We start from the raw sequence: 12,264 nt of genomic DNA on the forward strand, positions 1-12,264 counted from the left end.
ACCCCAGCGATGCGCACGATGCTGCCCGTCGCCGCCACCCACAGAGCCGGAGCACCGCGCCACGCCATGAAGACCGCCGTAACCGCACTCGCCCTCATCCTCGCCGCCGGCCCGCTGTCGGCCGGGGACCAGCCTCGCCCTGAAGACCTCTCCTGGGCATTCGAAAGCAGCGACGTCCCGCTGGACGAGGATTTCCGCTTCGGGCGCCTGCCCAACGGCATGCGCTATGTGATCCGCCATAATGCCACCCCGGCCGGCACCGCGATCGTGCGCATGGACGTCAAGGCCGGCTCGCTCGACGAAAGCCCCGCCGAACGCGGCTTCGCGCATTTCCTCGAGCACATGGCCTTCAACGGATCGCGCAATGTGCCGGAGGGCGAGATGGTGCCGCTGCTCGAACGCGAAGGGCTCGCGTTCGGGGCCGATACCAATGCCTCCACCACGTTCACGCGCACGCTCTACAAGCTGGACCTGCCGCGCGCCGACGCCGGGCTGGTGGACACCGCCCTGATGCTGATGCGCGAGACCGCCAGCAACCTCACCATCGCCCCCGATGCCGTGGCGCGCGAACGCGGCGTGGTGCTGGCCGAGATGCGTGACCGCAACTCCTTCGGACTGCGCAACACGACCGACGGGATGGACTTCTTCTATCCCGGATCGCTCTATACGCAGCGCCTGCCGATCGGCACGACCGAGACGCTGAACGGGGCCACTGCCGCCTCGCTGCGCGCCTTCTACGAGCGTGAATACGTGCCCGCCCATGTGACGCTGGTGGTGATGGGCGACATCGACGTCGACGCAGTCGAGGCCGATATCCGCCGCCGCTTCGGAGACTGGCGGGCGCACCCTTCCGAAGCCCAGCCCGGTGCCGGCCCCATCGACCCGCTCGACGCGGACCGTATCCGGATCCACACCGACCCTGCCTTGTCGGAGCGCGTGACCATCCGCCGCAACGCCGCCTACCTGGACGAGCCCGATACGCTGGCGAACCGTGAGCAGGCGATGCTGCGCGCGGTAGGCTACGCCATCGTCAACCGCCGCCTCGGCCGTCTTGCCCGCAGCGCCAGTCCGCCGTTCCGCAGCGCCGGCTTCGGCACCGGCGACATGTTCGAGACGGCCCGCTCGACGGCACTGTCGGTCAGCACCGTCGATGGCGGATGGCGTGATGGCGTGCTCGCGGCCGGGGCCGAGTACCAGCGCGCCCTGCAGCACGGCTTCACCGCCGATGAAGTGGCGGAGCAGGTCGCGAAGCTGCGCACCGCGGCGGTGAACGCGGCCGCCTCGGCGGACACCCGCAGCAATGGCGCGCTGGCGCAGCAGGCGCTTGCCCTGGTCGAAAGCCGGGTCGTTCCCACCACGGCCCGGTCGGCGCTGCAGCGCTTCGAGGCCTTCGCCCCGCAAATTACCCCCGCGGCGGTCATGGCCGCGATGCTGCGCGAGGCGGTGCCGCTGGAGCGGCCGCTGATCCGCTTCGAGGGACGCAAGGCCCCCGAAGGAGGAGAGCAGGCCCTTCGCGGTGCCTGGGCCGAAGTCCAGGGCGCCGAGGTCGCCAAGGCCGCCCCGACCAAGGCATCGTCGTTCGCCTATACCAACTTCGGTACGCCCGGGCGGGTGACAAGCGACGCCAAGGGGCCGCTAGGCATCCGCCAGGTGCGCTTCGAGAATGGCGTCATGCTGAACTTGCGCCCGACCGACCTGGAGAAGCAACGTATTCGCGTCAGCCTCGCGATCGATGGCGGCGACCGGCTCAACACGCTCGCCAACCCCAACGCGACGCGGCTGGTGGGCAATCTTGCCGACGGCGGGCTAGGCCGGCACGGCCTCGATGAACTACAGACGATCCTTGCGGGCCGCAGCGTCGGTGCAGGGCTGGGCAGCGGGCCGACCAGCTTCAATGCCGGCGCTGGAACCACCCCGCGTGATCTCGAACTCCAGTTCGAACTGCTCGCCGCGATGATCACCGATCCGGGCTACCGGCCCGAAGGCGAAGTGCGCTACCGCCAGGCGATCGACGCCTATTTCGCCAGGCTGGACGCCACCCCGAAGTCAGCGCTGCAGGCCCGGTTCGGCGGGTTGACCAGCGGCGGCGACCCGCGCTTCGGCCTGGGCACCGCCGAGGACTATCGCGCCCTGTCGTACAGCAAGCTGAAGGCCGACATCGGCGAAAGGCTTGCCCACGGCGCGATCGAGATCGGCGTGGTCGGCGACTTCGACGAGGATACCGTGATCGCCCTCGTAGCCAGGACGCTGGCCGCCCTGCCCCAGCGCGATGCGGCGTTCGACGGTCAGGACCAGCAGCCGCCCCGCGTGTTCCCGAGGGGTGAGCCGGGGCAGGTTGCACGCCACGTGATCCACCACGAAGGCCCAGCCGACCAAGCCATCGTACGGATGATCTGGCCGACCCGCGACGATGGCGACGCGCTGGAAGTCGCGCGGCTCGAACTGCTGCACGAAGTGATGGACATCGAATTGATCGCGCAACTGCGCGAGGCCCTGGGCAAGGCCTATTCGCCGAGTTCCGGCAGTTCGATGTCGCATGCCTGGAAGGGCTACGGCTACTTCCAGGTGAGCGCCTCGGTCGAGCCCGCCGAAATCGCCGCGACCCGCGACACCGTCCGCAAGGTCATCGCCGGACTTCACGCGGCGCCGGTGACCGACGACATCCTGCTGCGCGCCCGCGCGCCGATGCTGGAGCGGCTGCAGAACGCGCTCAAGGGCAACGGCGGATGGATGAGCCTGGTCGCCCGCGCGCAGTCCGAGCCCGATCGCATCGCACGCTTCCAGGGCGCCGCCGATCTGCTGCGATCGATCACCCCGGCCGATCTGCGGGAAACCGCGCGCCGCTATCTCGACCTGAACGGCGGCATGGAGATCCTCGTGGTCCCGGCGCCGGCGACCAAGGGGTAAAGACGGCGCGCTGCCGGATTGAGAACGTCAGATCCGCTCGCTAGAGGTCGAGGCCCGACCGCTTCTACAGGACGACATGCGCATGACTTGGACCGAAGGCTACATCAGCGATGTCGGCTTCCCTGCGTTCTTCTACAAGGAGATGCAGCCGGTCTGGCTTTCCACCGTCGCCGGTTTCCTGGGCTCCGGCGCGCCGGATGCGGGCAAGGCGTTTTCCCTGTGCGAACTGGGATGCGGCGCCGGCGTCAACCTGCTGGTCGCGGCGGCCTGCCATCCGGACGCCCAGTTCGTCGGCGTGGACTTCAACGCGGAGCACTTGCGCCTGGCACGCGAGGCGGCGCAGGCGTGCGGCATCGCAAACGTGGAATTCATCCACTCGGACTTCGCGCAGTTCGCACGCGGCAACGACCGGTCGTTCGATTTCATCACCTGCCACGGCGTGTGGTCGTGGATCGCGGCGCCCTTGAAGGCCGTGCTGCTCGAATGCGCGTCGCGCAGCCTCAAGCCCGGGGGGCTGCTCTACCTGCACTACATGTGCCATCCGGGATCGACCGAGTTGCTGCCGCTGCAGCACGTCCTGAACTTGTGCGCGCACCACTTGCCCGGCCCCTCCACCCGCAAGGTGCAGACGGGCATGAAACTGCTCCAGCAGATCGCCGCAAGCGGGCTGTTCGCCGACAAGCCCGCCATGGCCCGGCACCTCGCCAACATGGCCAGGCGGGCCCCCGCCGACCTTGCCCACGAGTTCCTGACCGACCACTGGCAGCCCGAGCATTCGGTGGAGGTGCATCAGGCGGCCGCCCGGTCGGGGTTGACCTTCCTCGGCAGTGCGGACGTGTTCAACAACCTGGACCCGTCGCTGTCCATTCCGGGAAACATGCAGGAGTTGATAGGCAGGACGGCCGCTCCCGCGCTGGCGGAGACGCTCAAGGATCTGGCTCGCGACGCGCACCAGCGGATGGACCTGTTCCAGAAGGATCCCGCAGCGCTGAGCGAAGCGGCCTTCATCGCCGCCTTGCGAGAAGCGCGTTTCCGGCTGTTGCCGGATGCGCCGCTGCGCGGACCGGTGACGTTCGCGACCCCGATCGGATCGGTGACCGGGCCGGAGACGATCTTCACGCCGCTTCTGGAAAGATTGTCGCGCGGGGCCGCGACGGGTGCCGAATTGCTGGAGCTACCGGTGTTTCGCGGGGACGTCGGTGCCCTGCTGCAGGCTCTGCAACTGCTGATGATGCAGCAACTTGCGCATCCCATGGGGCCGGAAGCGGAAGGCACGGCCGAACGCGGCAGGAGCCTGTCGGACTGGTTCGGGCGCAACGATACCGCCCTCGACATCGCCGCGGACTGCGCGACGGCCGTGAGCAGGACCGTTCACCGGGCCTGAGACGCATGCGAGGGGGGCGCGGTCATCCGTCCCCCATCGCATTCGCCTGCCGCTGCCTGGCGGGATCGGCCTAGAAATCGACGCTCAGCGAAGCGCTGAAGCGACGGCCATCGAGGACATAGGCAAAGCCATCCTCCGGCGTGACCTGCTTGTTGGTCAGGTTGTAGACGCCCAGGTTGATCCGCACGTCCTTCTTCGCCTCGACCACCACGCCGAGATTGTAGAAGGTGTAGGGCGGATAACGGAAGTCGTTGGTCGCCGATCCGCTCGAATTCGTCGTGCGCCCGGAAGTCTTGCCGCGATAGTTCAACTGGCCCCAGACCTTCAGGGCTTCGGTGGCATCCCAATCGACCGAGGCATTGAACATGTGCTCCGGGATATCGTTGAGCGGCTTGCCCTTGTTGGTGCCGGAGGTCTGCTCGGTCTGCGAGTAGGTGTAGCTGTGGCGATAGCGCAGGCCATCGAGCAGCTTCCAGTCGAACGTCCATTCCACGCCCTTTAGCTCGGCGGTATCGACGTTCACGTAAGTCGTGTAGCCGAACTGGTGGGCCGGATAAGTCACCCCGCCATATTCGCACACGACATTCGCCTCGCAGATGCGCCCCGTGCGCAGCAGCTTGTCCTTGAAGTCGCTCTTGTACGCGGTGAGGCTGGTCGAGATTCCCGCCCGGCGATTGACGTAGCTGGCGCCGACTTCGTAGTTGATCGTCTTCTCGGGCTTCAGGTCCGGGTTGCCGATGATGACGCCGCCCATCGAGGTCGAGCCGAAGTCGGTGGCGGCCATGCGCAGGCTGGGCACCTTGTAGCCCGAGGTGACGCCGCCCTTGATGGTCAGCGTCTTCGTCGCGTTGAACACGGCGTAGGCCTTGGGGCTGAAGCGGCCGCCGAAGCTCTCGCTGTAGTCGTAGCGGCCACTGAGCAGGATCGACAGGTCGTCCACGATTTCCCAGTTGTCCTCCACGAAGCCCGCGTATTGCTTGCGGTCCATCGTGACGACGTCGGTGGGAACGACGATGCCGGGAAGGTTCAGGCCATTGGTGGAGCCGTCCTTCAGCTTTTCATGGAAGTAGTTCGCGCCGACCACGATCTTGTGCCGCGACAGCGCAAGGGCCGCCTGTGTGTTGGCGACCAGCGTGTCGAAGCCGATACTGTTGCCCGTCGTCGCATTGACGCGCGTGGGGTTGGAAGACGTATCGTAGGTGACGTAGCTGTTCCACACCAGGCTGCCGAAATCGCCTTCATGGGTCACGAAGTAATTGTCGCGCAGGGACTTGTTGTAGGTGGCGGCGGCCGTGGCCGCTATGCTCTTGCCGGGGGTCGCCGTGCGCTCCTGGACGGTGTGCCCGCCGCCGGCCGTGAAGGTATTGGCGTCGTCCAGCCGGAAGCTGAGCTTGCCGGCGATGTTCTTGCGCTTGAATTCGGGATCGGCCGCCGCGCTGTCGCTTCCGCCCACGAAGTCCGCCTCGTCCTGGTAGCGCAGGCCTCCGGTGACCTGCAGCGACAGGCGGTCCCTGATGATCGGCACGTTCACCGCAAGGCTGGCATTGACGCCGTCGTTGGTCACGTCATTGCCCGGCCCGGCCTTGATGTACTCGGTCGTGAAGCTGCCGCCGAAGTCGTTCATCACCTTCTTGGTGATGATGTTGATGACACCGCCGATCGCATCGGAACCGTAGAGCGAGGAAGCGGGGCCGCGGATGACCTCGATCCGCTCGATGGAATCCAGCGGGGGCAGGAAGTTGATCGGCGTACCGGCCTGCGCACCGTTCAGGCCGAACGCCTGGTTGTCCTGCATGCGCTTTCCATCGATCAGGAACAGCGTGTAGTCCGCGCTCATGCCGCGCATCATCACCGACTGCTCGACGCCGCCGCCCTGGATATGAATGCCGGGCACGTTCATGAGGACGTCGGTGATGTCGGTATAGGAGCGCTGCTTGATCTCGTCCGCGGTGATCACGGAGATCGTGGCAGGCGCGTCCTGGACGTTCAGCTCGTAGCCGGTCGCGGACACCACGATGTCGTCCGGAATTGGTTCGCCTCGCGAATAGGAACTGCCCGCCTGGGCATCGTCGGCGGCAGCGGCGAAGAGCTGCTGCGGCGCGATGGCCATGAGCGCGAGTGAACTGGTCGCAAAGAGACGTCCCCGAAGATTACCCATTTCTACCCCCGATTGAAGCGGCGTGAGCACGCGCGCGGAAATTCGCCCGCCATCCTTGGCCCACCTCGGAAATCGTTACCGAGCCAGGTCCGGAACATGGCGATCAGTCAGCTGTGACATGATCATGAAGCGCTGCGGCGTCGCTTATCGCCACTTATTCGCATTTGCAATAACACCAAAAAGGCGCAATGAAATGTCACATTTTGACAAGATTTCCGCAGCAATTCTGCGAGTTACGCTCGCTTGAGCGGCAGTGGCGGCGGCTATCGCAGACCGCCTAGCATCGGCGATGCGTCCGGACTTCGATGCTCGATGCGGGCAGCCCGAGGTGTCCTGGTTCACACCGGGTTCGAGCACGGAGAAGAGAGCCTGATCGACGGGCAAGAGCCGCCCGACGATTTATGCGATTACGCTTTGGACAACCATGCAGACGCGATTTGCATACGATTCAGCAACAAATCGATTGCCTTTTTGCGATTGATTTGCATTAGCGACCTCACGGGTGCCAACCATGTTCCAGGGGAAATCATTTGTCTCGCTACATCTCACACTATTCGGCAGCGACCGCCGCACCCGCCTGCCTTGCCTTGAGCTGCATCGGTTTCTTCGCCGCTCCTGCGCTCGCACAGGACGGAAGTGCAGCCGCCTCGGACGCGCCCAGCCTGGGCAGCGCAACCGTCACCGGAACCGCGATCGATGACCAGGGCTACAAGCCCGTCAAGGCAGCCTCGCCCAAGTACACCGCGCCGCTGGCCGAAACGCCGCAGACGATCCAGGTCATCACCAGCCGCGTCATGCAGGACCAGGCCGCGACCACGCTGACCGAAGCGATGCGCAACGTCGCGGGTGTCGGCACGTTCAACGCCGGTGAAGGCAATGGCGGCCCGCTCACGGGCGACGCGCTCTATATGCGCGGCTTCGACATGTCGAACAGCATCTACGTCGATGGCGTGCGCGATCTGGGCGCGATTTCCCGTGACGTGTTCAATACCGAGCAGATCGAGATCACCAAGGGTGCTTCGGGTTCGGACTACGGCCGCAGTTCGGCGGGTGGCTCGATCAACCTGTCGACGAAGGAGCCCAAGCTGTCGAACAGCGTGGACGTCAGCGGCGGATGGGGCAGCGGCGACTACAAGCGCGCCACGGTCGATATCAACCGCCAGGTGTCCGACACCGCCGCCGTTCGCATCAACGTCATGGGCCAGGACGCGGGCGTAGCCGGCCGCGACCATGTCCAGAACAACCGCTGGGGGATCGCGCCGTCGGTGGGCCTGGGCCTTGGAACCGATACCCGCGTGTTCGCCAACCTGCTCTACGTCGAGCAGGACAACCGGCCGGACAGCGGCTCGTCGACCACGGGCTGGAGCGGTTTCTCGGGAACCGCCGAGGCGCTGGGCACGGCCGACAAGGTCAGCGGCAGCAACTACTACGGCAGCACGGATTCGCACGACGATTCTGAGGCGACCATGGCGACGCTGCGGGTGGAGCATGACTTCGGCAGTGCCGTCACCCTGCGCAATACCAGCCGCTGGGGCCAGACAACCCAGAACTATCTGGCGGTTACGGCCGGCGTGCCCACCGCCACCGCCGCAGACCCCGCCGACTGGACGATCACCCGGCTGGGTGCCGCCAAGGATCTGAAGAACACGATCCTGACCAACCAGACCAACCTCACCGCCGGTTTCGACACGGGCGGCATCCACCACAACCTGAGCATGGGAGTCGAACTGACCCGCGAGAAGCAGACCAACTACGGCCTGACCAAGACCGGTTCGCTGGCCGCGCTCAACCTCTACGATCCCGCTTTCGTGTCGAGCGGACTGACGGTGACGCGCAGCGGCGACAATAGCTACTGGAAGACCGATACCGTTGCCGGCTACCTCTTCGACACTATCGACCTGACCAAGCTGCTCAAGCTCGACCTCGGGCTGCGCTACGATCACTACAAGACCACCTACACCACCAGTTCCTCCGAGCTGGAAGGCAGCGGCGATCTGCTGACCTACAAGATCGGCGCCGTCTACAAGCTCGGCAAGAGTGGCAACGTCTACGTGAACTACGCGCTGTCCCAACAGCCGCCGGGTGCCACGGGCAGCTTCGGTGCCTATTCGCTGTCGTCCTCAGAGAGCAGCGCCAGCAACCCGGATCTCGATCCGCAAAAGTCCAAGACGCTGGAAGCCGGCACCAAGTGGCAGCTTTTCGGTGACAATCTGCTACTGACCGGGGCGGTGTTCCGCACCTGGGTCGAAAACGAGGTCTATGCCGAGGACGACGGCACGTACTCGCAGATCGGCGAGAAGCGGGTCACCGGGGTCGAACTTTCGGCCACCGGCCAGATCACGTCGGACTGGAACGTGATCGGCTCCTACACGCATCAGAAGACCGAGATCACGACCGGGGCGGCGACGGCGCAGGACGGCTCCTCCAGCCTGCCCTACGCGCCGAAGGACGCGTTCTCGCTGTGGTCGACCTACCGCACCCGGATAGGCCTGACGATCGGCGGCGGCGCGCGCTATACCGGCACCGTCAAGCGCCAGTCCAAGCTGGCGGTGACACCTTACGAAATCCCTTCGTACTGGGTGTTCGACGCGGTGGCGAGCTACAAGATCAACGACACCGCCGACGTGCAGTTGAACGCCTTCAACCTGTTCAACAAGAAGTACATGACCTCGCTGAACTACCTGGGCTACCGCTATACGCCCGGTCTCGAACGTTCGGTCCGGGTGACCCTGAACGTCCATCTCTGAGGGCATTGCCGCCTGAAAGGTTGCCCCGGCGCCCATCAGTGCCGGGGCGGCCTGCCATCCCCAAGGTCAAGACAGTATGATGTTGCACATTCCCGGCGTCCTTTCCCGAGAGGAAGTCGCCACCATGCGCGCGGAGATCGACGCAGCCGACTGGATCGACGGCAGGGCGACCGTGGGCACCCAGGGCGCCCTGGTGAAACGCAATCGCCAGCTCCCGGAGGACTCGCCGGTAGCCACGGCCCAGGGCGACATCGTGCTGCGGGCGTTGCGGGCGAACGCCACGTTCTTCCGCGCGGCCCTGCCGGCCGCCTACATGCCGCCGCTGTTCAATCGCTACGCTAAGGCCAACGAGGAGAGTTACGGCCTCCACGTCGATGGGTCGCTGCGAGGCGTCCCCGGCTCGCCAAAATGGCTGCGCACCGATATTTCGAGCACGCTGTTCCTGTCCGAACCCGATGCGTACGACGGCGGCGAACTGGTCGTCGTCGATACCTACGGCGAACACCGCGTCAAGCTTCCGGCCGGCGACATGATCCTCTACCCCGCCACCAGCCTGCACCGCGTCGAGCCGGTGACGCGCGGCGAGCGGGTCTGCTCGTTCTTCTGGACCCAGAGCCTGATCCGCGACGACGCCCAGCGGACGATCCTGTTCGAACTGGACCAGGCGATCGACAGTCTTCGCCAGCGCCTGGGCGAGAGCGCGGAAACCGTCTCGCTCGCCAGCCAGTACCACAACCTGCTGCGCATGTGGAGCGAGCCCTGATTTCCGGGCTCGCCGCCGGATGACGTGATCGCGGCGTCTACCCCGCGGCTTCCGGCAGTTCGATCGCCTCGGCCAGGATTCCACCCGCGACGGCGGCTTCGGCAAAGAAGATGGGGTGGCCGAGAATGCCGGTGACGATCGGCGTGGCGAAGCGCATCCCGGCCTGCGCCAGCGCGATCCGGGGCTGAAGGAGCACCTGCCCTCCCGCCGGGGCAATGTGCCCGCGCAGCGCGGCGCCGAGTTCGGGCTCGACGATGCCGATGGGATGCAGGCTGCCCAGTCCCACGCGATCGTCTCCTGAAGGGGCCTCCGCCGTGGACCGCCAGCCGCCCCCGTCGCAGCCCTCCCCGACGACCAACCCGGCAGTCGGATAGCCCGCGCCGGCACGGCAGATGCCCCCTCCCCCGATTGCAGAGGTTGACCCGACGCGAACTCTTCCAGGGCCGACAGGAGCGGAAAAAGGGTGGCCGGCAATATGTTCCACATGGTGTTCTTCACCAGCGACACCGCCAACGGCTGGAACGTGCCGTGGTCCGGGCGCACCGAAACCGAGTGGCGCAAGCCCCGCTGCTGGCAGGATCTCGGCCGTGCCCTGGAGGATGCCTGCTTCGACGCCATCGTCCCGGCCCTGCAGAAGCGCGGCGCGATGCGCACCGGGTACGAAGGCAAGACCTTCCGCGAGAACCTGCCGGCGCTCTGAGGCCCGGTCGCAAGGTGACAGGGTTTACACTGTTTACACGGTCCAGGGGGAAAAGGTGTCACCTTGGAGCCGGAATGTGTCACCTTGCAGGGGTAAGGTGACACTTTTGGCGCAGGATGTGTCACCTTGTGCGGCGGATGTGTCACCTTGCGGGCGCCGGGTGTCACCTTGCGACGCGGGAGAGCGAAGTATTCGGGGCGATGAAGCGAGGCGGCGCGGGGCATGATGCCGAAAGTATCGCAGCGGCCGCGTTGTAGGAAAGCAGCCTGTCCGTAAGCGCCCCGTGGCGGGCGTTGCGCTTGGCCCACCCCGCTGCGACTAACTTCGCCTTCGGCTCAGTAAGTCTCGCTGCCCCTCCCGCAAGCGGGCGGGGAAAGCCGCCTTCGCCCTCCCGCTTGCGGGAGGGCCGGTAGGCTAGGCAGTCCTGAGCTTGTCGAAGGGCTGCCTAGCCGGACGCGGTGGGCACTGCGCAACGGCAGTTTCCCACCCGAAGTCGTCGTTCAAACACCATCGTTATCCCAGCGAGCGCTGGGACCGTTATGGCCATGATGTGCCCTGTCGGCCGGGCAGCGCGACGGCGGGACAATGCCTGGCGCAAAGGCGCCGGACGGATCGCCTTTCGTGCAGGCACTGCGTAGCCAACGCTACGATCTGGGCTGCTGCGCTATCGCTGGCGGGCTTTGTCACGGACCGGCAGCTACGTCCATGTCGCCGCAAGCGAGCCGGATCCCGATGGCCCGGTCGCCGTATCGTGACGCTGACGCCGCGAGACAGCGCAGGCTCGTCGGCATGTGGGAGAAGGAAGGGCGCGGCCGCTTCGGGATCGAGGCCTACTATACCGGGCGGCAGACGAAATACGACCCGCTGCTCCTGCCACGCCGGGCGGCGACGGGTGCGTGGACGGTCGATGCCTGGGCACCGACCGATGGGTTCGTCCTTAACGGAGGGGTGCGGATTCGCTTCGGCGGCGAATAGGCGCGCGCCTCAGTTCGCCCCGAGCCTGGCGGATGATCTGCCATCCGCCTGACAGCGCCAGCGTGGCCATGATCGCCGCGACCGCGATGTCCGGCCAGCCCGTGCCGGTGCCGAACACGCCGAGGGCGGCAGCGACCACGGCGATATTGCCGATCGCATCGTTGCGCGAGCAGATCCAGACCGAGCGCCGGTTGGCGTCACCCTCGCGGTGGCGCCACAGCATCGCGGCGCAGGCAAGGTTGGCGACGAGCGCGATCACGCCCACGATGCCCATGGTCTCGGCGGCAGGGACAACGCCCTGCGCAGCCGTCCAGACGGTGTTGCCCAGCACCCAGAGCCCAAACAGCAGGATCGACACGCCCTTGCCCAGCGCGGCCCGCGCCCGCCACGCCAGCGCCATGCCCGCGACGCCGAGGCTGATCGCATAATTGGCGGCATCGCCCAGGAAGTCGAGCGCATCGGCCTTGAGCGAGGCGGACCCGGCGGTGGCCCCAGCGACGATCTCCACGCCGAACATGACGGCGTTGATGGCAAGCGCGATCCACAACACGCGCCGCCAGGCCGCGTCGTTCAATTGTTCCGCGTTATCCCGTGATCCGCCGCAGCATCCGCCGGCCATATGCATCTCCT

8 protein-coding genes are annotated in these 12,264 nt (G+C 66.2%); 5 read left to right on the forward strand and 3 right to left on the reverse strand.

Features of this window, described 5'->3' with window-relative positions; genetic code table 11:
* The first annotated feature begins 66 nt into the window (after positions 1–66).
* Together V2S85_RS07295 and V2S85_RS07300 are read left to right on the forward strand one after the other, a co-directional pair.
* The gene (locus V2S85_RS07295; RefSeq protein ID WP_330702194.1) at positions 67–2,907 is read left to right on the forward strand and encodes a M16 family metallopeptidase; all 2,841 of its coding nucleotides are present in this window, start codon (positions 67–69) and stop codon (positions 2,905–2,907) included.
* Between the two features lie 82 nt (positions 2,908–2,989).
* Positions 2,990–4,291, forward strand: a complete 1,302-nt coding sequence (locus V2S85_RS07300; RefSeq protein WP_330702195.1) for a class I SAM-dependent methyltransferase — start codon at positions 2,990–2,992, stop codon at positions 4,289–4,291.
* A 70-nt stretch (positions 4,292–4,361) separates the two neighbouring features.
* Here V2S85_RS07300 and V2S85_RS07305 read toward each other — a convergent pair whose 3' ends face one another.
* Positions 4,362–6,449 (reverse strand): TonB-dependent receptor domain-containing protein, encoded by a 2,088-nt coding sequence (locus V2S85_RS07305; protein WP_330702196.1) that lies wholly within the window; start codon positions 6,447–6,449, stop codon positions 4,362–4,364.
* A 530-nt stretch (positions 6,450–6,979) separates the two neighbouring features.
* Here V2S85_RS07305 and V2S85_RS07310 point away from each other — a divergent pair.
* Together V2S85_RS07310 and V2S85_RS07315 are read left to right on the forward strand one after the other, a co-directional pair.
* Complete coding sequence (locus tag V2S85_RS07310; protein WP_330702197.1) at positions 6,980–9,196, forward strand: catecholate siderophore receptor Fiu; 2,217 nt, start codon at positions 6,980–6,982, stop codon at positions 9,194–9,196.
* Positions 9,197–9,272: 76 nt separating this feature from the next.
* Positions 9,273–9,959: a Fe2+-dependent dioxygenase gene (locus V2S85_RS07315; protein ID WP_330702198.1), complete on the forward strand. Its 687-nt coding sequence runs from the start codon at positions 9,273–9,275 to the stop codon at positions 9,957–9,959.
* 37 nt (positions 9,960–9,996) lie between these two features.
* Here the strand turns inward: V2S85_RS07315 and V2S85_RS07320 are convergent, their stop codons facing one another.
* On the reverse strand, positions 9,997–10,245 hold the full coding sequence (locus V2S85_RS07320) for a hypothetical protein (RefSeq protein WP_330702199.1): 249 nt from the start codon (positions 10,243–10,245) through the stop codon (positions 9,997–9,999).
* Positions 10,246–10,422: 177 nt separating this feature from the next.
* On the opposite strand from V2S85_RS07320, the gene V2S85_RS07325 reads away from it, so the two are divergent.
* Positions 10,423–10,659 (forward strand): hypothetical protein, encoded by a 237-nt coding sequence (locus tag V2S85_RS07325; RefSeq protein WP_330702200.1) that lies wholly within the window; start codon positions 10,423–10,425, stop codon positions 10,657–10,659.
* A gap of 937 nt (positions 10,660–11,596) precedes the next feature.
* Here the strand turns inward: V2S85_RS07325 and V2S85_RS07330 are convergent.
* A complete protein-coding gene (locus V2S85_RS07330) occupies positions 11,597–12,253 on the reverse strand; it encodes a cation transporter (RefSeq protein ID WP_330702201.1) in 657 nt (218 codons plus the stop codon).
* Positions 12,254–12,264: the final 11 nt, after the last annotated feature.

Source organism: Novosphingobium resinovorum (assembly GCF_036352595.1).
Taxonomy (GTDB): domain Bacteria; phylum Pseudomonadota; class Alphaproteobacteria; order Sphingomonadales; family Sphingomonadaceae; genus Novosphingobium; species Novosphingobium resinovorum_B.

Excerpts from the sequence above, each read along its gene's own strand:
- V2S85_RS07295 (WP_330702194.1), top strand. The coding sequence starts at position 67 with ATGAAGACCGCCGTAACCGCACTCGCCCTCATCCTCGCCGCCGGCCCG.
- V2S85_RS07300 (WP_330702195.1), top strand. The coding sequence starts at position 2,990 with ATGACTTGGACCGAAGGCTACATCAGCGATGTCGGCTTCCCTGCGTTC.
- V2S85_RS07305 (WP_330702196.1), bottom strand. The coding sequence starts at position 6,449 with ATGGGTAATCTTCGGGGACGTCTCTTTGCGACCAGTTCACTCGCGCTC.
- V2S85_RS07315 (WP_330702198.1), top strand. The coding sequence starts at position 9,273 with ATGATGTTGCACATTCCCGGCGTCCTTTCCCGAGAGGAAGTCGCCACC.
- V2S85_RS07330 (WP_330702201.1), bottom strand. The coding sequence starts at position 12,253 with ATGGCCGGCGGATGCTGCGGCGGATCACGGGATAACGCGGAACAATTG.